Raw genomic sequence first — 20072 nt, forward strand, 5'->3', positions numbered from 1 at the left:
AAAACAACCCCATGCACAGTAGAATGGGGTTGTTTTTGCTGACGAATTTCCGACGCGAATCTGCCCTTCAGCTACTCGCCGCCGCCGGCGTCCCGTCTTCGAGATGACAGGCCACCCACTGCTCGGCCCCTGCCGCACGCAGCACCGGCTCTTCGACCCGGCAGCGATCGAACACGAGCGGGCAGCGGGTGTGGAAGCGGCACCCCTTCGGCGGATTGATCGGGCTCGGGACGTCGCCCTTGAGGATGATCGGATTGCGCTGGGCGCCCGGCTCAGGCAGCGGCACCGCGGACAGCAGCGCCCTGGTGTAGGGATGTCTTGGCGCGGCAAATATCTCGCGGCGCGGGGCCACCTCGACGATCTTGCCGAGATACATCACCGCGACGCGGTGGGTCATGTGCTCGACGATCGCGAGGTCGTGGCTGATGAACAGCAGCGCGAGGCCGAACTCGCTCTGGAGATCCTGCAAGAGATTGACGATCTGCGCCTTGACAGAGACGTCGAGCGCCGAGACCGCCTCGTCGCACACGATCAGCTCGGGCTCGGCCGCGAGCGCGCGGGCGATGCCGATGCGCTGGCGCTGGCCGCCGGAGAATTCGTGCGGCCTGCGGTTCAGCGCCTCGCGCGGCAGGCGCACGGTGTCCATCAGGGAGGTGACGCGGACCTCGAGATCTTCGGCGGATTTGGCGAGGCCGAAATTCCGGATCGGCTCGGCCAGGATGTCACGCACGCGCATGCGCGGATTGAGGCTGGAGAACGGATCCTGGAACACCACCTGCACGCGCCGGCGCATCTGGCGCATCGTGCCCGGATGGGCGTCGTCGATACGCTGGCCATCGAGGATGACCTGACCCGATGTGATGTCGAACAGCCGCAAGATGGCGCGGCCGACCGTCGACTTGCCGCAACCGGATTCCCCGACCAGCGACAACGTCTCGCCGCGCGCGATCTCGAACGACACGCCGTCCACCGCATAGACCCATTCGGACTTACGCTGGAAAAGGCCCTTCTTGACCGGAAAGTGCTTCTTGAGGTCGTTGACCTGGAGCAGCGGAGGACTCATGCCGCGACGGCTCCCTTGGCGGAGTAGTGGCAGGCGGCGACGTGACGAGGGCCCTTCTCCTCGAGCCCCGGTGCATATTGACGGCACAGATCGGTCGCAAGCGCACAGCGGCCGGCAAAGACGCAGCCGGTAATCGGCTTTCTGAGATCGGGCACCTGCCCGGGAATTTCGGCAAGCCGTCTCGCCGTGCCCGTGAGCGACGAGCCAAGCCTCGGCACCGCACCTAACAGGCCTTGCGTATAGGGATGACGCGGCGCGCGAAACAGTTCGGCGACCGGCGCTTCCTCGACCTTTCGGCCGGCATACATCACCATGACGCGTTCGGCGATCTCGGCGACGACGCCGAGATCGTGGGTGATCAGGATGATGGCGGCGCCGACACGGCGCTTGAGGTCCAGCATCAGCTTGAGGATCTGCGCCTGGATCGTCACGTCGAGCGCGGTGGTCGGCTCGTCGGCAATGAGAAGCTTGGGATTGCAGGCCAGCGCAATCGCGATCATGACGCGCTGACGCATGCCGCCGGAGAGCTGATGCGGATATTCGCGCACGCGGCGTTTCGGCTCGGGGATGCCGACCAGTGTCAGCATCTCGATCGCGTGCGCCTCGGCCGCCGCCTTGTCGAGGCCCTGGTGGATCATCAGCGTCTCGCGGATCTGCCGGCCGACGGTCAGGACCGGATTGAGGCTGGTCATCGGTTCCTGAAAGATCATCGAGATGTCGTTGCCGCGGATCGCACGCATCTCGCGGTCGGAGAGTTGCAGCAGGTCCCTGCCCGCAAAGCGGATGGCGCCTGCGATCCTGCCCGGCGGCTCCGGGATCAGCCGCATCAGCGACATCGACGTCACCGACTTGCCGCAGCCGGACTCGCCGACAATGGCCAGCGTCTCGCCCTCGTTGACATGGAACGACACCCCGTCCACCGCGCGGTTGATGCCGCTGGGGGTACGAAAGTGGGTCTGCAGGTTCTCGACTTCGAGCAATGCCATCGCGATCAGCCCCGAGACATCTAAAGACGCTTGGCCATGCGCGGATCGAGCGCATCGCGAAGGCCGTCGCCGAGCAGATTCACCGCGAGCACGGTGACCGAGAGGAAGGCCGCCGGAAAGAACACGATGTAGGGCTTGACCTGCCACAGCGCGCGGCCCTCGGCCATGATGTTGCCCCAGGACGGAATGGTGGGCGGCGTTCCCGCGCCGATGAAAGACAGGATCGCCTCCGTGATCATGGCGCTGGCGCAGATATAGGTCGCCTGCACCAGCATCGGCGCCAGCGTATTGGGCAGGATGTGGCGCAGGATGATCATCGGCGTGCGCGTGCCGCAGGCGACCGCGGCATCCACATAGGGCTGCTCGCGCAGCGACAGCACGACGCTGCGCACGAGGCGCGAAACGCGCGGGATCTCGGCAACCGTGATGGCGAGGATGACGTTGCCGACGCTGCCGCGCGTCAGCGCCATCAGCGCGATCGCCAGCAGGATCGGCGGGATCGACATCAAGCCGTCCATGAAGCGCATCAGGATGCCGTCGGCCCAGCGGATGAAGCCGGAGACCATGCCGATGGCAAGGCCGGCCACGGATGCGAAGATCGCGACCGACAGGCCGACCGTGAGCGAGACCCGCGCACCGAACAGCACGCGTGAATAGATGTCGCGGCCGAGCACGTCAGTGCCGAACCAGTAATCCGCCGACGGCGCGCGGGTGCGCTTGGCGGGGGCGAGCGCGGTCGGATCGACCGTTCCGAGATAAGGCGCGAAGACCGCGATAAGCACGAGCGTCAGCAGCAGCGCGCCACCGATCGCGACCGTCGGATGGCCGCGCAAGAACCCGACGAAGCCGCGCCGGATCGTGACCGGCCGCAGGATTTCCGGCAGTTGTGGCGCAAGAACGAGCCCAGCCGGGAGCGCCTGCGGATTGACGGTCGTGTCGGTCAATAGCGGATCCTCGGGTCAACGAGCGTATAAATGACGTCGATCATCAGGTTGACGAGGACGTAGACGAAGCTGAACAGCAGCACGATGCCCTGGATGACGGGATAGTCGCGGCGCAGGATCGCATCGATCGTGAGCCGGCCCAGGCCAGGAATCGCGAACACGCTTTCGGTCACGACCGCGCCGCCGATCAGCAGCGCGATGCCGATCCCGATCACGGTCACGATCGGCACCGCCGCGTTCTTCAGCGCGTGAATGAACAGGATGCCGCCCTGCCCGAGGCCCTTGGCCTTGGCGGTGCGGATATAGTCCTGCTGCAGCACTTCCAGCATGGCGGCGCGGGTGATGCGCGCGACCAGGGCGATATAGACGCAGCCGAGCGCGATCGCGGGCAGGATCAGGTTCTCGAGCCAGGGCCAGAAGCCTTGGGCCAGCGGCGTGTAGCCCTGCACCGGCAGCCATTCCAGCTCGAGCGCGAAGATGTAGGCGAGCATGTAGCCGACCACGAAGACGGGCAGCGAGAAGCCGAACACGGCAAAGCCCATGATGACGCGGTCGATCAGGCTGCCCGCCTTCCAGGCCGCCACCACGCCGAGCGGCACCGCCACCACGATCGTCAGCAGCAGCGTGACGATCATCAGTGACAGCGTCGGTCCGAGGCGCTGTCCGATCATCGCCGAGACCGGCAGGTTGGTGAAGATCGAGGTGCCGAGATCGCCGTGCAGGATGCGCCAGACCCAGCCTCCGAACTGGACCAGGAAGGGACGGTCGAGGCCGAGGCTCTGGCGGATGCGCTCCACATCCTCCGGGCTCGCCTGATCCCCCGCGATCACCACGGCGGGATCACCCGGCGCGATGTAGAGCAGGCTGAACACGAACAGCGCGACGATTGCCATGACCGGCAGGGTCGCGACGATGCGACGGAGGATGTAGGAGAGCATCTGGCCTCAGCGCACGATCATGCGGATTTCGACACACCCCAGAAGAACGGCAGCGGCCCCTTGGTGATACCGGAGACGTTCTTGCGCCAGGCTGTGTAGGTCAGGAAGAAGCCGGTCGGCGCATAGACGACATCCTCGAGCGCGGCCTTGTTGACCCGCCCGATCGCCGCCTTCTCTTCCTCGAGATTCTTGGCGTCGAACCAGGTCGTGATCTCCTTCTCGGTATTCGGGCTATTGGGCCAGCCGAACCAGGCCTTCTCGCCGTTGGCGCGGATGGCGGTGTAGGCGGCGGGCGTGATGCAGTCGGCGCCGGCGTGCCAGCTGTGGAACATATTCCAGCCGCCCTGCCCGGGCGGCGTCTTCTGCGCCCGGCGGGAGCCGACCGTGCCCCAATCGGTGGCGATGAAGTCGACATTCATGCCGAGCCGTTTCAAGAGATCCGCGGTGACGTCGCCTTGCGCCTTCGTGATCGGCTGATCCTGCGCCACCAAACAAGTCACCGGCTGGCCGGAATAGCCGCTTTCGGCCAGCAGCTTCTTGGCCGCGTCGAAATCGCGCTTGCCCTTCAGGATCTCGCCGCCCAACTCGCTGTAGAGCGGCGTATCCGGCGTGAAGAAGCCGGGCAGCGCCTTCCACAATGCGTTGTCGTCGCCGACGATCGCCCGCATATAATCTTCCTGGCTGAGCGCCATCAGCACGGCGCGCCGCGCCCGCACGTCGTTGAAAGGCGCGAACAGATGGTTCATGCGGAACGAGCCGATATTGCCGAGGGGATCGCCGATATCGACGCTGATGTTCTTGTTCTTCTTCAGCACGGGCACGAGATCGGCGATCGGGTTCTCCCACCAGTCGACTTCGCCGTTCTGCAATGCGGCGGCCGCGGTGGCCGGATCCGGCATCACGATCCATTCCACGCGATCGACCAGGATCTGCTTGCCGCCAGCGAGCCAGGAGGCCTTCTCCTGCCGCGGGACGTAATCGGCGAATTTCTCGAACACGGCCTTGGCGCCGGGGACCCATTCGCCCTTGGCGAACTTCATCGGACCTGAGCCGACATACTCGGTGATCTGCTTGAACGGATCGGTCTTGGCGATACGCTCCGGCATGATGAAGGAGCACGGCGCGTTGTTCTTGGCCAGTGCGTAGAGCATTTTCGGGAAGGGCTGCTTCAGGACCCATTTGAAGGTGCGGTCGTCGACGGCGGTCAATTCCTGCTGGATCGCAATGATCATCAGGCCCATCGGATCGCGCGCAGCCCAGCGCGACAGGCTCGCGACGACGTCCTTGGCCAGCACCGGCTCGCCGTCATGGAACTTGAGGCCTGGGCGCAGCTTGAAGGTCCAGGTCTTGCCGTCATCGGTGGTCTCCTCGGACTCGACCATCTGGCGCTGCGGCTGAAGCTGCGCGTCGATGCCGTAAAGCGTGTCCCAGACCAGCGCTGCGGCATTGCGCACCACATATTGCGTGCCCCAGATCGGATCGAAATTGGCAAGATTGGCTTGAGGCACGAAGCGGAGGGTGCGGGCTGATGCGCCTTGCGCGATGGCCGGGGCCGACAGGCCCGTCAATGCCAGACCGCCCGCGCCCGCCAGTCCCTTCAATACGGTCCTGCGATCCATGAAGTCCTCCCAGTAATGCCGTGATGCCGGCCATCGTTGGCCAAGAGCAGGTGAAACCAGAGCTCATTGGCTTGCAAATGGTATGCCACTAAACGCGCCTTCACCAGCGCGATCTCACTGTCATTTTCGTGAGCCAGACCTCGAGGGCCACTGGCAGCGTCGGCCGACGAAACACCTATTGCCCTCGACAATTCCTGATGGCAGCATTTTGCCATGCGTTGATCAGGTTGTCGTGGATGAGAGCGGCAAGATCGGATGAAACGGCGCCAGTTCATGTCGCTCATCGGTGGAGCGGCGTTGTCACCGCTCGCCGGCTTGCGAGCGATTCCGGCCGCGGGTTGACTTGCGCATTCCGGACGGTCAACGCGACAGAAGCAGGCGCCGCCAGCCGATGACGATTCCCGTGACGGAGAACACCAGCCCAAGCCCGCATAGCGCGATGATCAGAACCTCGCGCAGAAGGGGATGCGCGAGCAGGGCCGGAAAATCCAGCGTGTGCAGCGCGCCATACGCCCAGCGATAGGCACGACGCGAAGGATCCAGCCTTTGCAGCACATTGCCATCGGCGCCATCGATATCGAACCAGAGGTCGCCACAATAAGACCGGTAGGCCGGCGCACCCGGGATCGCAGAATGTGCGGGATAGTCATCGTCGTCAGCAAGGACGGACGGCACGCCGCAATCTGCGCCAAGGCGGCTCGTCAAGCCTCCAACCTCGCGCGCGCTCAGAAATCCGCGTTGTCCGGCATCTGACGCATCGTCTGGCCTGACCACCGCCTGCGAGTCCAGCGCGAGCCGGTCGCGACGGTAGAGTCTGCCGGCGAAGGCGAACCATTCGGCCTCCCGGGCCGATGACGGCAGCGACGTCCGGTCGAACGATGATGCTGCCGCCCAGACGGGCACGGCATTCGCCGCGTCGGCTTCGGAGCCCGTCAGCTGTCCGCGCGAAAACAGCCGGCCATGATCCATCGAAAGCCAGCCGCTGAAGATCCAGGTGAGCACGAACACCATCGCCGCAAGGCCGAGGATGTGATGCAGCGCGTGCCACCCGCGATAAGGCGTTGCGAGCCGGCAGCCTTTCATCCTGATCCGCACGATCCCGAGCGCCGCACCGAGCACGGCTGCGATCAGGGCCAGCAACGATAGCGTCCAGACGACGCCATCCCACAGCGCCCAATTGCGTCTCAGGACCGTCGGATAGATCCAATGCAGCACGCTGCCGACGAGATTCCAGCTGCGCTCGCGTCCCGTCGTATCCAGGACGACCTCGCCGGTGCGCGACGACACATAGATTTCCGTCCCGGCAGCATCGCCGAGGGCAACGCGAAACAAGGGCCGGTGGCGATCGAAGCCGTTCGGCACGGTCCACTGATCGTAATCCGCCTTCGCGAGGAACGCTGCGCGCGCGGCATCGAGCCCACGGTGACGCGCATGATCCCGCGCGATGGCAAGCACCACGTCGGGTAAAGTCACCGCTGCGTCGCTCCCGTCGGAGGCGCGCAATGCGCGCAGGCGCGTCGATCCCGCAATGACGTAGGCGAGCCCGTCGTTTCGCCGGATCAGCCGAACGCGCGTCGCATCCGCGATCCCGCTCGCGGCTACGGCATCGGCAACCGCGATCCGCGCCTCCGTCGGGTCCAGCGGCGCAAGGCCGGCAAACCGTTCCGCTTCCGTCAGCGACGGAAACGGAACGAAGTGCATCACGATGCCGGTCGCAAACCACATCGCGAACAGCAGGCAGAACGCGATCCCGAGCCAGCGATGCGCAAGGACGATCGCGCTCATCATCCGTTCAGCACCCTACCATTTGAACGCGGCCGAGAGCTCGTAGGTGCGCGGCGCGCCCAGGAGGATCTGGTCGGGGTAGAACGGATCGCCCCAGATCGCGTAGCGCTTATCAGTGATGTTGCGCACACGGAAGGTCAGGCGAGCCTGGTCAACCGCGTTGAAAACCGCCTTGGGGATATCGACGAAAGCGTAGACGTCGGCGACGGTGTACGCCTTCATCGTCACCACATTGGCATCGGTGTTGTAGCGGTCGCCGACATGGCGGCCGGTGATGCCGAGCTCTACCGGCCAGGGCGTGAAGAACCGGTACGATGCGCCGGCATTGGCGACGATGCGCGGCACGTTCGGCGGCGTGTTGCCGGAGAACGAGCCGCCGACGAAATTGTAGTCGGCATAGCGAGCATCGACGTAGGCGATGTTGCCCCACAGACGCAGCGGATCGATCGGACGGACCGAGGCGGCAAGCTCCACGCCCTTCGACTCCTGTCGCCCGGCGATGTTGAGCGCCATGCCGCCGGCCGCGGCAAAGACGTTCTTGCGCACGATGTCGTAGGCCGAGAACGACCACTCCGCCCTGTTGTCCCAGAACAGGTGCTTGACGCCGGTCTCGTAGGTGCGCGCGGTCGTCAGGTCGAGCGGCTGGGTCGGCCCGAGCAGGAAGATATTGTTGGCAGAGATGTCGGCGCCGGTCGCGTACTGGCTAAAGAAGGTCAGGCCGGGCACGGCCTCCCATGTGTAGCCGATGCGGCCCGTCACCGGCGCCCAGTCTTTCGCGAACGGGAAGCCTGCCTTCTCCAATCCATTCTTGTCCATCGAATTGCGATCGAGGCCGATATGCTCGACGCGCAGGCCACCAATCAGCGAAAAGCTGCGTGTCAGTTTGAGCCGGTCCTCGAATGACAAGGCCTCGTTGTCGATGCGCGCGGTCTGCTGCTGCGTCGTGAGTAAGCCGTAAAAGCCGCGGTTGGGATCGACCAGCGAAACAGAGTCGCCGGGAAAGTTTGCGGCGCCGGGCCTGACGAAATCGAGGTAGCTCGACGACAGTGTCGTGACCAGCCGGTTGTCGAATCCCGCGATGTTCGCATCCCAGATCAGGTCGGTGATGTTGCCGACGAGGCGTTGGCTGTGCGCGACATAGAAGCGCTCACGATCGACCAGGTTCGTCCCGGAATTGAACGCTTCGACTTCGTTATTGAACCAGGTGCGCTCGGCGCCGTAGCCATAGGCCTGGCTCTTCAGGGTCAGGTCAGGCGCAAGCTTCAGCTCGAAGCCACCGCGCAGCCAGACTTCCTGCGCCACGTTGCGGTTGTCGAGCACGTTGTAATTGGTGTTGAAGGTGCGGTCGTCGATGGTGACCGCGCCGAGATTGGTTTTGTTGTAGTTCGAGATGTAGTTGCCGGAGACAATCCCCGACGTCGCATGCGAGCCGCTGAAGGCGACCGGCACCAGCGGCGCACCCCAATAGGCCTTGCCGCGATCCTCGCGGTATTCGATCGCGCCCCAGACCTTGAGGCTGTCGGAGATGCGGTAGTTGAGCTGGCCCGACACGTCGAGCGTTCTGGTGTTGGTGTCGTCCACGAAGCCGTTGAGCGAGGAGCGGCTGATGTCGAAGCGGTAGTCGAGACCTTGGACGTTCGTGCTGCCGCCCGAGCCGTAATGGGCGCGAAACGAGTTCAGGGAGTCGTACGAGAAATCCGCCTCGTTGCGGATCGCTCCGGTGTGCGGCTGCTTGTTGACGAAGTTGATCGCGCCGCCGGCAGCGCCCTCGCCCGAGATCAGCGAGGCCGGGCCCTTCAGGAATTCCACAGCCTCGAGATTGGCCGTGTCCATGATCCGCGAGGTCATGTTCTGCGGGCCGATCTTGATGCCGTTGTAGAGCGTGTTGATCTGGCTGTTGGTGAAGCCGCGCATCGAGAAGCCCGCCGGCTCTCCCGGTGCGTCGCCGGAGGTGACGCCGACCGCACCCTGCGCCGCCTCGGACACGGTGCGATAACCCTGCTCGCGCATGGTCTCGGCGGAGATGATTTCGACGGTTGCAGGCGTCTGGCGCACGGTCAGGCCAAGGCGCGAGGCGCTTTCGGCCACGGCATTGGAGTTGAGCGGCGTCGCCGTTTGCGTCTGCGACGACACGCCCGGCACCGCAGGCCTTGGCGCGGCCGCAGCGGTTGCGGATCTGCGCGATGACGCGCGCCGTGCGCTCTGCCCTTCCCGGCCGGCAGGCTTCGCCTGCTTGCGGGATTGGGCGGGCGACACCTCGATCGGCGGCAGCGGTTCGCGAGATTGCTGCGCCAGCGCGGCCGGCACATCAGCGGCAGCCAGCGTAAGGGCGGCGGAGGCGAGCAGGAAGCCGCGCGGTCGTACGATATAGATGGAAGACACGATTTTCGGACCTCGGTATGACGTCAGTGGCACGTCACAGCGAACGAGGTCTCACCTTCTGGCCCTTCAGCCGTCCGATGAAGCCGAATGTCTGTACTCCCCGACCGACATCTTCGCGTGTGACCACGGCTGACGGCAGGTCTCCTGGCTCGCGGGTCATGACCACTTCGTCGCCTTCCCGGGACCGAGCACCCCAGTGGCTTCTGACGAAGGATTCACCGCTCACAGTTGCGGGGGCAGCCACGGCGTTGGGGACAATGTCCCCGCACCGTATTCCCTTTTCATCCCCTCTCGGGGAAACCGTCGCAAGCATCTAGGATTACCATCACAACAGAGTCAATGTGCCAGTTGCGGCGTTATGGCCACAGCGAGCAACTTCCTTGGAGATGAGCATGGAAGGCGAGACCTTCCTCTGGCTGATAAGGCACGCGCCCGTCGAGGGCGTCAAAGGGACGATCCACGCGTCCGACGCGCCTGCCGATCTCGGCGATCGCGTGCAGCTGGATGCCGTGCGGCAGCGCTTGCCGCGGGAAGCTGCGGGCTACGCAAGCCCGTCGCGACGCACGGTCGAGACGGCGCGAGCCCTGGGGCTCGAACCGGCCCTGGTCAGCGAATTCCGCGAACAGGATTTTGGTGACTGGACCGGCCATCGCCATGACGAACTCGCCGCGAGCCGCGGTGAGGCCTATGCGCAGTTCTGGAGCGATCCGGCCGACGCACGGCCGCCGGGCGGCGAGAGCTTTGCGGATCAGGTCGCGCGTGTCCGGCTGGGACTGTCGCGGATCGCAGCCGGATCGGCCACGCTCGTCGTGCATTCCGGCACCATCCGCGCCGCGCTCTGCATCGCGCTCGATCTCACGCCGCAGGCCGCCTTGCGCTTCGTGATCGATCCGCTGTCGCTGACCCGGATCGATCGCCTTGCGAGCGGCTGGCGCGTCGTCTCCGTCAATCAGCGGATCAGCTAGGACGATCCGGCACATTGGCCTGCGCAAACGTCGCCATGCCGTTGTGGAGGCTGCAGGCGAGGCGCACCAGCGGCAGCGCGATGGCGGCGCCCGATCCCTCGCCGAGCCGGAGATCGAGGCTGATCAACGGCTGCACGTTCAGCGCGCGCAGCACCAGCCGATGGCCCTGCTCCGCCGATTGATGCGACGGCAGCAGGAACGGCTGGCACGACGGGTTGAGCCGCGCCGCCGTGAGCGCTGCCACCGATACGATGAAGCCGTCGATCAAGACGGGGACGCGGCGCTGCGCGGCCGCGATGATCGCACCTGTGATCGCCGCAATCTCGAGGCCGCCGACGGCGCACAGGATTTTTTCGGGCGCTGCGCCCGCAACCCTGTGACGCGTAATCGCAGCATCAATCACCCGCGCCTTGTGCGCGCGGCCGGCCGCATCGACGCCGGTGCCGCTGCCTGCAATCTCTTCGGCACTGATGCCAAGCAGGCTCGCGGCAATCGCCGCTGACGTCGTGGTGTTGCCGATCCCCATCTCGCCGAAGATCAGGAGATCAGGCTGATGGGCCGCCGCACGTACGACGGCGCGCTGGCCGGCCTCGAACGCATACGCCAGCTCGGCGGGTGCGAGAGCGGCTTCGACGCTGAAATCGCGTGTGCCGTGGCGCGGCTTGTCGGTGACGATTCCTGCCATCTCGTCCGGCGCCAGCGTGCCGGCGTCGACCACCTCCAGGCTCGAGCCAAGCTCGCGCGCCAGCACCGAGATCGCGGCACCGCCGGCGGCGAAATTCGCCATCATCGCGATGGTCACGGCTTGCGGATAGGCCGAGACGCCCTGCGCGACGATGCCGTGGTCGCCGGCGAAGATGATGATCGGCACCCGCGCGGCACGCGGCTGTTCAGTCGCCTGCAAGCCCGCAAGCTCGATTGCGAGCTGCTCGAGCCGGCCGAGTGCGCCGGTCGGCTTTGTCAGTTGCGCCTGCCGCGCAATCGCCGCCTCGCGATGGGCTGCGGAGATCTCGGGGCAGCTTCGGGTGACCCATTCGGGGAGCATGGTGCCTCGCTTAACGTGCGCGCTTGAGAATGTAGCTGTCCATGATCCAGCCGTGCCGCTCGCGCGCCTCCTGACGCAACGCCACGATGCGCGGGCCGACCTCGGCGAGCGCGCCGGACATGACGATCTGGTCGGGCATGCCGAGATAGGCGCCCCAATAGATGTGAAGCCCGGCCGGATCGAGCGACTGGAACGCCGTGCCGCCGTCGAGCATCACCACCACGGTATCGACACCCTGCGGCCAGCCGCCTTCGCGCAAGCGCCGCCCCGTCGTGACCAGAAAGGGCTCGCCGATATCGTTGAGCGGCAGCGCATGCGCCGCGCACAGCGCCTGGATCGAGGTGATGCCGGGCACGACCGCGATGTCAGGCAAGGGATTGAGCCGCCGCGCAATGCGCAACGAGGAATCATAGAGCGAGGGATCGCCCCAGATCAGCAGCGCAACCTTGCCCTCACCTTCGAGATGGTTTGCAATCGTCCGAGACCAGGTCGCGGCAACCGCATCGTGCCAATCGTCCACGCCCTTGCGGTAGTCAGCTTCGCCTGCGTCGCGCACGGGAAGGTCGAACTCGGCGATGGCTGTCTTGTTGCTGGTGAGCACATCCGCGCAGATCGTCCGCCTGAGATCGGCGAGATCGGACTTTGCCGTCCCCTTGCGCGGAATCAGGACGAGATCGGCGGCGTTGATCGCCTGAACAGCGGCGCGCGTGAGCTGGTCGGGATCGCCGCAACCGATGCCTATCAGGGAGAGCGTGAGCATCGCGAACGCGACGGGCGGCCCTGCTGGCCGCCCGTTCGCTTGTCTCTCAGGCCGCGTTGTGCAGGCGCGGAGTGACGAGGCCGGGCGCGGTGACGCCGCGCAGCGACTTCGCCAGCGCCAGTACCGCGAGATCGGCCAGAGGCTCGATCACGATGACCAGCGCATAGGACGCCGCGAACGTCGCGATGTTGGCGAGATTGGTCATGGCAAAACCGGAGCCATAGAGCGCCCAGAACGCCACCCAGGCGATCACACCGGCCTGATAGGTCGTCGAAAGCGCCAGCGCCTGGCGATACTTCAAATCGACATAGGCGGTGTTGCGCGAAATGATCCGTGTGGCAATCGCCTGGATCGCGAACAGTGGCACCAGCAGCGTGGTGACGTTCATGCCGTATTGCGGGATGTCAGCGGGCTCGAAGAACACACCCTGGAGCAGCAGGCCGAAGGCGAGGCCGAAGGCCGCAGGCGCCGCGCCGAACAGCAGGAACAGTGTCGAGCCGAGAATGAAGTGCACCTCGGAGACGCCGACCGGGAAGTGCGGCAGGATCTCGAAGAAGGTGAAGACGAGGACTGTGGTGGCGAGCGTCCGCGCCGCGAACGACGTGATGCCCTGCTCACGCACGGTTTCCGCCGCGAGCTTCAGCGCAACGCCGCCTGCGGCGATGCCGGTTGCGTAACTCAACACGAGCTTGGCGCCCGTCACTATACCGGGTTCGATATGCATGGCTCAGTTCCTTCCTGCCGTCACACCCGACGGCCTTGGCCTCAAAACGTGCAGGGCCGGTCTCCTGGCTCGCGGTTCGCTGGGATTTCCGGCCTTCCCGGACCTTGCGGCCCAGTGGCTGATCGGAGTCCCTCACCGCTTACAGTCGCGGGGGCGGCTGGGGTTTTGGGCGCCGCAACTGGGTCCGCCCACCCCCATTCCCGATTATGCTCCGGCGCTTTGCGCCGCGTCGAGCACCATGCCTCTCTTGTGTGCCCCTTTCGCTGAGCCTGCGTCAAGGGGCGAAGGGCGGCCAAGGCCGTCATGACGGATAATCCCCCGCCAGCGCCCCAAACAGGATCACGGCGGCCGTCGAGGCGGCGCCGCCGCGCGCAAGCTGCTCGGCAAGCTCGGCGATGGTGGTCCGGACCAGCCGTTCGTCGGGGCGTCCGAGGGATTCGGCGAACAATGCCGGTGTGGTTGGGGCAAGGCCGTGCGCGATCAATTTTGCAGCAAGCGCCGGAAAGGTGCGCCGGCCCATATAGACCACGGTCGTCGCTTCAGGGTCGGCCAGCGCCGCCCAGTTCAGGTTGGGCGGCAGCTCGCCGGTGACATCGGCGCCGGTGACGAACTGCACCCGGCGCGAAGTATGGCGCCGGGTCAGGGGAATGCCGGCCTGCGCCGCGGCGACGCAGGCTGATGTCACGCCGGGAACGATCTCGTAGCCGATGCCGGCCTCACGCAGCGTCTCCAGCTCTTCCTCGAGCCGGCCGAAAATGCCGGCGTCGCCCGACTTCAAGCGCACCACGCGCGCGCCGGTTACGGCATAGTCGACCAACAAGCGGTTGACGTGGTGCTGCTTGGTCGAGGGACGCCCTGCCCGTTTCCCAACCGCGACGAGATTGGCGCCGGGCCGGGCGAGATCGAGGATCGCGCCGGAGGCAAGATCGTCATAGAGCACGACGTCGGCTTCGCGCAGCCGCGCGGCGCCCTTGAGCGTGAGAAGCTCGGGATCGCCTGGTCCGGCGGAGATGAAGGAGACGAAGCCGCTCACCGGTCCTCCGCGATCAGATGAAAGAAGGTGCCGGTGGCGTGGCCGCGCTGCGAGCCGGTCTCGGCGATGACCGCGCCGGTCGCATCATGCACGACTGCCAGCGGCGTATCAGGCTGGGCAAGAATGGTCGAATAGTGGAACTCATGGCCGCGCAGGCGCGCGCCGGAGCGATGTCCCGGTATCGCCGCGGCGAGTTCGGCCAGACGATAACCGAGATGCATGCGGCGTTTGGCAAAGCTCGTCTCGAGGCCAAGCAGGCCTGTCATCTCGTGGCGGACACCGTCCGCATCGGTCAAAGCGGTTCCCAGCACCATATAGCCTCCGCATTCGCCGTGCACCGGCCGCGTTTCGGCAAAGGCGCGCAGGCCGCCGCGAAAACGCGCATTGGCCGCGATCTTGCCGGCATGGAGCTCGGGGTAGCCGCCGGGGAGCCAGCACACATCGGCACTCGCGTCAGGCGCTTCATCGGCGAGCGGCGAGAACGGCAATATCTCGGCGCCCGCCGCGCGCCAGGCCTCCAGCATATGCGGATAGACGAAGGAGAACGCCGCATCGCGCGCGAGCGCGATGCGCTGCCCCGGCGGCGTCACGTTCAGGCCGTTCGCGGCAGGTTGCGGCGACCAGGACGCAGCCGATCGCAGCACCGCATCGAGATCGACATGCTCGGCGACGAAGCGCGCGGCCTCGTCGATCAGCTTGCCGATCTCAGCCTGCTCTTCGGCCTGCACCAGGCCGAGATGCCGTTTCGGCAGGCTGATCTCGGCATGGCGCGGCATAGCGCCGAACACGGCAATGCCGGAATCGTTGAGCGCACGCCGGACGAGATCTTCGTGGCGCAGGCTGGCGACGCGATTGAGCACGACGCCGGCGAGTCGCACGCCGGGGCGGTAATCGCGAAGCCCCGCGGCGATCGCCGCTGCGGTCTGCGCCTGTCCGGAAGGATCGATCACCAGCACCACCGGCCAGCCCATCATCTCCGCGATATCGGCGGTGGCCCCCACGCCGGAGACCCCGCGCGCAGCAACGCCGTCGAACAGGCCCATCGAGCCCTCGGCGAGCACGATATCGGCATCCGCGCCGCGGCTGACGAGATGCGCGATCGTCCCGCGATCCATCGCCCAGCTATCGACGTTGACGGAGGCGCGTCCCGTGGCGGCGGCGTGGAAGGCGGGATCGATGTAATCGGGACCGCTCTTGAAGCACTGCACGTTCAATCCGCGATTGCGCCAGGCGCGCGCGAGCGCCAGCGTCAGCGTGGTCTTGCCGACGCCGGAAGCCGGCGCGGAGATGACGAGGCCTGCCGCCATCACGAGGCCTCCGGAAAGCGCGGCTCCGCGCCGACAGGCCGATAGCGGCGGTCGTAGTCGGCGGCATAGAGGCGGCTCTCGTCGAAATCCGCCGCGCCAAGCGTTCTGCCGACCAGAATGATCGCGGTGCGCTCCATCTCGGTGCCGACGGCAGCATCGAGCGTAGCAAGCGTCGCGCGGACGATGCGCTGGTCCGGCCAACTCGCGCGCCAGACGATAGCGACGGGACAATCCGCGCCATAATGTGGGGTCAGCTCGGCAACGACCTTGTCGAGCAGATGGATCGACAGATGGATTGCGAGCACCGCGCCGGTCGCGGCGAAGGCAGCGAGCTTTTCGCGCTCGGGCATCGCGCTGGCGCGGCCGGGCGTGCGCGTCAGCACCACCGTCTGCGCGAGGCCCGGCAGCGTCAGCTCGACCTCGAGCGCTGCCGCCGCAGCCGAGAAGGAGGGAACGCCGGGCGTGACCGTGTAGGGAATGTCGAGCGCGCGCAGGCGGCGAAGCTGCTCCCCCATCGCCGACCAGATCGAGAGATCGCCGGAATGCAGGCGGGCGACGTCCTCGCCCGCCGCATGCGCTGCGGCGATCTCGGTGATGATCTCATCGAGCGACAGTGGCGCGGTGTTGACGATGCGCGCACCGGGCGGGCAATGCGCCAGCACGCCCTCGGGGACCAGCGAGCCGGCATAAAGGCAGACCGGAGAGGACGCGATCAGGTCGCGGCCGCGCAAGGTCAGCAAATCAGGCGCGCCCGGCCCTGCCCCGATGAAATGCACCGTCATGCGCCATCTCCTTCCGCGATCGCGGCGGTCGCGGTGCGATCCTGCGAGACTACGCGCGTCGCAATCAATCGCGCGCGAGGCCCGGCAGCCGCGAGGGCAGCAGCTTCGGCGACCGATCCGGTGCCGAACTTCTCCGCCACAAGATTGGACTGGGTCGGCGTCGCGATACCGGCCAGAATGTCGGGCGGAACGGCCTTGATCGGCACACCGCATTCGCGCGCGAGCTGCTTCAGCGGCTCCGCGTCGGCCTTGTCGCTGACCGTCGCCATCGCCGCAAGACCTTCGGGATCACCAGCCGCCAGCAGCGCTTCGCGCAGCGAAGCGAGAGTGACATCTCTCCTGAACCCAAACCCGGCCACCTTCATCGGACGGTACTCCACTGCACCACCGACCGTGCCGCCTCCCAGGAGCGGTAACGGCCGAGCGGGCCGGCATGCGCGATCTCGACCCGCATCAGCTCGCCACCGTGGCGCTGGTGCAGCTCGCCGAGCAGCGCTTCCGTCTCCAGTGTCACGGAATGCGCGACCAGCCGTGTGCCCGGCGAAAGCCGTGACCAGATGGCATCGAACCTTGCGCTATCGAGACCGCCGCCGATGAAGACGGCGTCCGGGGCGTCCAGCGCAGCGAGCACTTCAGGCGCTTTCCCCGTCACAATGGTGATCCGGTGCACGAGCCCGAACGCAGCGGCATTCTTGCGGATATTCGCGATGCGATCCTCTCGGGCTTCGACGGCGGTCGCCGTCCCGCCGCACAGTGCCCACTCGACCGAGATCGCCCCCGAACCGGCGCCGATATCCCACAGCCGTTCACCCGAACGCGGCGCCAGCGCCGAGAGCGCGAGTGCGCGAACCGGTCGCTTGGTGATCTGGCCGTCGTGAATGAACAGATCGTCGGACAAGCCCGAGCTACGGGGAATGCCCTGCGTCCCGATCAGCAACAACGCCACCGCGACAAGATCTTCGGCAATATCCTCAGCAAAGAGATCGACGCGATGCTGGTCGATGTATTCCCGTGGGCCGCCAAGCGCGACGAGAGTCCACAAGAGTGAAGCGCCCCATCCGCGTTCCGTCAGCCATTTCGCGAGTTCGCCGACCGCAGCTGCGTCGCGCACCAGGCAGATGATGCGGGCATCTCTCGCCAAATGCGGCATCAGACGTTCGAACGGCGCTGCATGAAGCCCAATGCACGTCACGGACTCCAGGCGCCAGCCCAGGCGCGACGCAGCGAGGGAGAAAGTCGAGGGTGCCGAATACGCGATCCACTCGTCGCCATAAAGCCTCTCGGCAAGACCTGCGCCGGCGCCGTACCAGAACGGATCCCCGGAGGCGAGCACCGCCGTCGGCCGGCCGCGGCAGCTCAGAACGACATCGGCGTCGAACGGCACCGGCCACGGACGGCCGCGGCTCCCCACGCCGGCAAGCGCGAGGTGCCGTTCGCCACCGAACACGGTTTCGGCCTCGTTGAGCGCCTTTCGGCTTGCCTCCGACAGCCCGGCAAGGCCATCTTCGCCGATACCGATGATGGTCAGCCAGGGATCAGCCAGGGAATCAGCCATGACGCGCGCCCTCATTCTGGGTGGAACGGCCGATGCGAGCATGCTCGCGGCGGCAATCGCGCGCGCGCGCCTCAACGCCGTCTATTCCTATGGCGGTCGCACCCGCGCGCCCGCCGATCAGCCGCTGCCGACCCGCATCGGCGGCTTCGGCGGCGTGAGCGGGCTTGCCGACTACATCCGATGCGAAGGCATTACGCATGTGATCGACGCGACGCATCCTTTCGCCGCAGAGATGAGCCGCAATGCAGTCGAGGCGTGCGCGCAGACTAGCACGCCGCTCATCGCGCTCGAACGCGCGCCTTGGCCGAAGACGCCCGGCGACAATTGGATCGAAATCGCCGATGTCAGCGCTGCAGTCGCAGCGTTGCCCGAGGCGCCCGCAAAAGTGTTCCTCGCCATCGGCCGCCAGCATATCGCCCGATTCGCGACGAAGCCGCAGCATGCCTACACGCTGCGGTTCGTCGATCCGCCGGAAGCGCCCCTGCCCTTCGCCGCCGATGTGATCGTATCGCGCGGGCCGTTCACGCTCGACAGTGAGCTCGATCTGATGCGCACGCGCGGCATCGGCTGGATCGTCGCCCGCAATTCCGGCGGTGACGGCGCCCGCGCGAAGATCGACGCGGCCCGCATGCTCGGCCTTCCCGTGATCATGATCTCGCGACCGGAGCTGCCCGAACGCGGACGGGTCGAAAGCGTCGCCGCGGCGATGCAGTGGCTCGGTCATTCGACCCGCCTCGGCGCATAGACCCAGCGGCCGACCCGGCGCGTCTGCGAATTGCCGACGATCACCAGCGTACGCATATCCGCCATCTCCGGCGTCGCGTCATTCAGCCTCACGGTCACGATCTTCTCGTCAGCAGCGCTGATTGCGCGCGCAAAGATCACGAGGCGCTCGCCACAGCCGGCGTCCTTCAGCACCGCAAGCGCGCGGCCGAATCCTTCCGGCCGGCTTGCGGAGCGCGGATTATACATCGCAATCGAAAAATCGGCTTCCGCGGCCAGCCGCAAGCGCTTCTCGACCACCGTCCACGGCTTGAGATTATCGGAGAGGTTGATCGCGCAGAAATCATGGCCGAGCGGCGCGCCGGCCCGCGCGGCCGCCGCCAGCATCGCGGTGATGCCCGGCAGCACGCGGATCGGAAGCGTTTGGTACTGCGGCGCCTGTTCGAGCGCCTCGAACACCGCGGAAGCCATCGCGAAAACGCCGGGATCGCCCGAGGACACGACGACGACCTGGCCGCCCTCCGCGGCGAGCCGTAAGGCTTCGCTGGCACGCTTCAGTTCTTCGCGGTTGTCCGACGGATGCAGGCTAAGTCCAGCACGCGGCGGCACGCGCGCGACATAGGGCGCGTAGCCAAGAATATCGGTTGCGGCGGCCAGCGCAGCCGTGACCTCGGGTGTCACCAGCGCATCGCTGCCCGGCCCCAGGCCCGCGATGGTCAGCGTGCCCATCATTCGGCGGCGTCCAGGTGCCGGCCCTTGCCGTGGACCAGCACGATCGCGAAATAAGGACAGTCGGCGCCGTCCACCTCGGCGAGCCGCACTACGCGCTCGCCCGCCATGGTACCGCGCTCGACCAGCCAGGCATCGTCGAGCCGGCCGGCGGAGCTGAGCGCGCGGCGCACCTTTGCGAGATTGCGGCCGGTCTTCATGACGACCAGCGCATCGGAATCGCGCATGCGCCGCTCGAGTTCGTCTTCGGGAAGCGTCCCCATCAGCACCGTCGTCACGTCGTCGCCGAGCGCGATCGGCTGGCCGACGCCATTCCAGCAGCCGACCATGCCGGGAATGCCGGCAATCACCTCGATCCCGACACGGCCTTGCAGGCGCGTGTGCAGATGCATGAAGGAGCCGTAGAAATAAGGGTCGCCCTCGCAGAGCACGACGACGTCGACCGCGCGCGAAAGCCGCGCTAGGCGCTCCGCCCATTCGTCGTAGAAGCCCGCCAGCAGCTGCACGTACTCGGCGCTGTCGAAGGCGATCTCGGTGGTGACCGGATATTCCATGGGATATTCGGTGACGTCGGCCGCCAGCATGCCCTCGACGATGCGCCGCGCCTGGCCCGGCCTGCCCTTCTTGCGGAAATAGGCGACGTGCTGCGCGGCGCGCACGGTGCGATCGGCGCGCACGCTCATCAGATCAGGATCGCCGGGGCCGAGACCGCAGCAGATGATGCGTCCCATC

The 20072-nt window shown here is 66.3% G+C and carries 19 protein-coding genes and 2 riboswitches; of the genes, 2 read left to right on the top strand and 17 right to left on the bottom strand.

Going from position 1 to position 20072, the window contains the following annotated elements:
* Positions 1-67: 67 nt before the first annotated feature.
* The 7 genes from AABA86_RS15650 to AABA86_RS15680 form a co-directional block, all read right to left on the bottom strand.
* Entirely contained in the window at positions 68-1063 is a 996-nt protein-coding gene (locus AABA86_RS15650; RefSeq protein ID WP_338307442.1) for an ABC transporter ATP-binding protein, read from the bottom strand.
* Positions 1060-2049: an ABC transporter ATP-binding protein gene (locus AABA86_RS15655; RefSeq protein ID WP_338307443.1), complete on the bottom strand. Its 990-nt coding sequence runs from the start codon at positions 2047-2049 to the stop codon at positions 1060-1062. The genes AABA86_RS15650 and AABA86_RS15655 overlap by 4 nt, the downstream gene beginning before the upstream one ends.
* A 20-nt stretch (positions 2050-2069) precedes the next feature.
* Positions 2070-2993 (bottom strand): ABC transporter permease, encoded by a 924-nt coding sequence (locus AABA86_RS15660; RefSeq protein WP_212248598.1) that lies wholly within the window; start codon positions 2991-2993, stop codon positions 2070-2072.
* Positions 2990-3931, bottom strand: coding sequence for an ABC transporter permease (locus AABA86_RS15665; RefSeq protein ID WP_338307444.1), 942 nt, complete (start codon positions 3929-3931; stop codon positions 2990-2992). Before AABA86_RS15665 ends, AABA86_RS15660 begins: the two co-directional genes overlap by 4 nt.
* A 17-nt stretch (positions 3932-3948) precedes the next feature.
* The gene (locus AABA86_RS15670) at positions 3949-5550 is read right to left on the bottom strand and encodes an ABC transporter substrate-binding protein (protein ID WP_212248596.1); all 1602 of its coding nucleotides are present in this window, start codon (positions 5548-5550) and stop codon (positions 3949-3951) included.
* A gap of 360 nt (positions 5551-5910) precedes the next feature.
* Positions 5911-7338 (bottom strand): PepSY domain-containing protein, encoded by a 1428-nt coding sequence (locus tag AABA86_RS15675; RefSeq protein WP_338307445.1) that lies wholly within the window; start codon positions 7336-7338, stop codon positions 5911-5913.
* Between the two features lie 12 nt (positions 7339-7350).
* Positions 7351-9717, bottom strand: coding sequence for a TonB-dependent receptor (locus AABA86_RS15680; protein ID WP_338307446.1), 2367 nt, complete (start codon positions 9715-9717; stop codon positions 7351-7353).
* Between the two features lie 117 nt (positions 9718-9834).
* Positions 9835-10037: riboswitch (cobalamin riboswitch) on the bottom strand.
* Between the two features lie 72 nt (positions 10038-10109).
* Between AABA86_RS15680 and AABA86_RS15685 the strand changes: the two genes are divergently transcribed.
* Positions 10110-10682, top strand: a complete 573-nt coding sequence (locus AABA86_RS15685) for a histidine phosphatase family protein (RefSeq protein WP_212248593.1) — start codon at positions 10110-10112, stop codon at positions 10680-10682.
* On the opposite strand, the gene cobT is transcribed toward AABA86_RS15685, so the two are convergent.
* The 8 genes from cobT to cbiE form a co-directional block, all read right to left on the bottom strand.
* On the bottom strand, positions 10675-11727 hold the full coding sequence (gene cobT, locus AABA86_RS15690; RefSeq protein ID WP_338307447.1) for a nicotinate-nucleotide--dimethylbenzimidazole phosphoribosyltransferase: 1053 nt from the start codon (positions 11725-11727) through the stop codon (positions 10675-10677). The two genes, AABA86_RS15685 and cobT, sit on opposite strands and share 8 nt — an antisense overlap.
* Positions 11728-11737: 10 nt before the next feature.
* Positions 11738-12487, bottom strand: coding sequence for a precorrin-6A synthase (deacetylating) (cobF, locus tag AABA86_RS15695; protein WP_212248591.1), 750 nt, complete (start codon positions 12485-12487; stop codon positions 11738-11740).
* A 46-nt stretch (positions 12488-12533) separates the two neighbouring features.
* Positions 12534-13211: an energy-coupling factor ABC transporter permease gene (locus AABA86_RS15700; RefSeq protein ID WP_212248590.1), complete on the bottom strand. Its 678-nt coding sequence runs from the start codon at positions 13209-13211 to the stop codon at positions 12534-12536.
* A 37-nt stretch (positions 13212-13248) separates the two neighbouring features.
* Positions 13249-13467: riboswitch (cobalamin riboswitch) on the bottom strand.
* 45 nt (positions 13468-13512) lie between these two features.
* Positions 13513-14244 carry a uroporphyrinogen-III C-methyltransferase gene (gene cobA, locus AABA86_RS15705; RefSeq protein WP_338307448.1) on the bottom strand — a complete coding sequence of 244 codons (732 nt, stop codon included), beginning with the start codon at positions 14242-14244 and terminating at the stop codon, positions 13513-13515.
* Positions 14241-15551: a cobyrinate a,c-diamide synthase gene (locus tag AABA86_RS15710; RefSeq protein ID WP_338307449.1), complete on the bottom strand. Its 1311-nt coding sequence runs from the start codon at positions 15549-15551 to the stop codon at positions 14241-14243. The genes cobA and AABA86_RS15710 overlap by 4 nt, the downstream gene beginning before the upstream one ends.
* Positions 15551-16333 carry a precorrin-4 C(11)-methyltransferase gene (cobM, locus tag AABA86_RS15715; RefSeq protein WP_338307450.1) on the bottom strand — a complete coding sequence of 261 codons (783 nt, stop codon included), beginning with the start codon at positions 16331-16333 and terminating at the stop codon, positions 15551-15553. The genes AABA86_RS15710 and cobM overlap by 1 nt, the downstream gene beginning before the upstream one ends.
* Positions 16330-16698, bottom strand: a complete 369-nt coding sequence (locus AABA86_RS15720) for a cobalamin biosynthesis protein (protein WP_338307451.1) — start codon at positions 16696-16698, stop codon at positions 16330-16332. Before AABA86_RS15720 ends, cobM begins: the two co-directional genes overlap by 4 nt.
* Positions 16695-17876, bottom strand: coding sequence for a precorrin-6y C5,15-methyltransferase (decarboxylating) subunit CbiE (gene cbiE, locus AABA86_RS15725; RefSeq protein ID WP_338307726.1), 1182 nt, complete (start codon positions 17874-17876; stop codon positions 16695-16697). Before cbiE ends, AABA86_RS15720 begins: the two co-directional genes overlap by 4 nt.
* Before the next feature lie 10 nt (positions 17877-17886).
* Between cbiE and AABA86_RS15730 the strand changes: the two genes are divergently transcribed.
* Positions 17887-18633 carry a cobalt-precorrin-6A reductase gene (locus AABA86_RS15730; RefSeq protein WP_338307452.1) on the top strand — a complete coding sequence of 249 codons (747 nt, stop codon included), beginning with the start codon at positions 17887-17889 and terminating at the stop codon, positions 18631-18633.
* On the opposite strand, the gene cobJ is transcribed toward AABA86_RS15730, so the two are convergent.
* Positions 18609-19343 (bottom strand): precorrin-3B C(17)-methyltransferase, encoded by a 735-nt coding sequence (gene cobJ / locus AABA86_RS15735; RefSeq protein ID WP_338307453.1) that lies wholly within the window; start codon positions 19341-19343, stop codon positions 18609-18611. The genes AABA86_RS15730 and cobJ overlap by 25 nt on opposite strands.
* Complete coding sequence (locus tag AABA86_RS15740) at positions 19340-20071, bottom strand: precorrin-2 C(20)-methyltransferase (RefSeq protein ID WP_338307454.1); 732 nt, start codon at positions 20069-20071, stop codon at positions 19340-19342. The genes cobJ and AABA86_RS15740 overlap by 4 nt, the downstream gene beginning before the upstream one ends.
* Position 20072 lies beyond the last annotated feature (1 nt).

It is taken from the genome of Bradyrhizobium sp. TM233 (assembly GCF_036247965.1).
Taxonomy (GTDB): Bacteria; Pseudomonadota; Alphaproteobacteria; order Rhizobiales; family Xanthobacteraceae; genus Bradyrhizobium; species Bradyrhizobium ottawaense.

What these genes read in the sequence shown, in the direction of transcription:
- AABA86_RS15650 (WP_338307442.1), bottom strand. Translation starts at nt 1,063, where the DNA reads ATGAGTCCTCCGCTGCTCCAGGTCAACGACCTCAAGAAGCACTTTCCG.
- AABA86_RS15655 (WP_338307443.1), bottom strand. Translation starts at nt 2,049, where the DNA reads ATGGCATTGCTCGAAGTCGAGAACCTGCAGACCCACTTTCGTACCCCC.
- AABA86_RS15665 (WP_338307444.1), bottom strand. Translation starts at nt 3,931, where the DNA reads ATGCTCTCCTACATCCTCCGTCGCATCGTCGCGACCCTGCCGGTCATG.
- AABA86_RS15670 (WP_212248596.1), bottom strand. Translation starts at nt 5,550, where the DNA reads ATGGATCGCAGGACCGTATTGAAGGGACTGGCGGGCGCGGGCGGTCTG.
- AABA86_RS15675 (WP_338307445.1), bottom strand. Translation starts at nt 7,338, where the DNA reads ATGATGAGCGCGATCGTCCTTGCGCATCGCTGGCTCGGGATCGCGTTC.
- AABA86_RS15685 (WP_212248593.1), top strand. Translation starts at nt 10,110, where the DNA reads ATGGAAGGCGAGACCTTCCTCTGGCTGATAAGGCACGCGCCCGTCGAG.
- cobT (WP_338307447.1), bottom strand. Translation starts at nt 11,727, where the DNA reads ATGCTCCCCGAATGGGTCACCCGAAGCTGCCCCGAGATCTCCGCAGCC.
- cobF (WP_212248591.1), bottom strand. Translation starts at nt 12,487, where the DNA reads ATGCTCACGCTCTCCCTGATAGGCATCGGTTGCGGCGATCCCGACCAG.
- AABA86_RS15700 (WP_212248590.1), bottom strand. Translation starts at nt 13,211, where the DNA reads ATGCATATCGAACCCGGTATAGTGACGGGCGCCAAGCTCGTGTTGAGT.
- AABA86_RS15710 (WP_338307449.1), bottom strand. Translation starts at nt 15,551, where the DNA reads ATGGCGGCAGGCCTCGTCATCTCCGCGCCGGCTTCCGGCGTCGGCAAG.
- cobM (WP_338307450.1), bottom strand. Translation starts at nt 16,333, where the DNA reads ATGACGGTGCATTTCATCGGGGCAGGGCCGGGCGCGCCTGATTTGCTG.
- AABA86_RS15720 (WP_338307451.1), bottom strand. Translation starts at nt 16,698, where the DNA reads ATGAAGGTGGCCGGGTTTGGGTTCAGGAGAGATGTCACTCTCGCTTCG.
- AABA86_RS15730 (WP_338307452.1), top strand. Translation starts at nt 17,887, where the DNA reads ATGACGCGCGCCCTCATTCTGGGTGGAACGGCCGATGCGAGCATGCTC.
- cobJ (WP_338307453.1), bottom strand. Translation starts at nt 19,343, where the DNA reads ATGATGGGCACGCTGACCATCGCGGGCCTGGGGCCGGGCAGCGATGCG.
- AABA86_RS15740 (WP_338307454.1), bottom strand. Translation starts at nt 20,071, where the DNA reads ATGGGACGCATCATCTGCTGCGGTCTCGGCCCCGGCGATCCTGATCTG.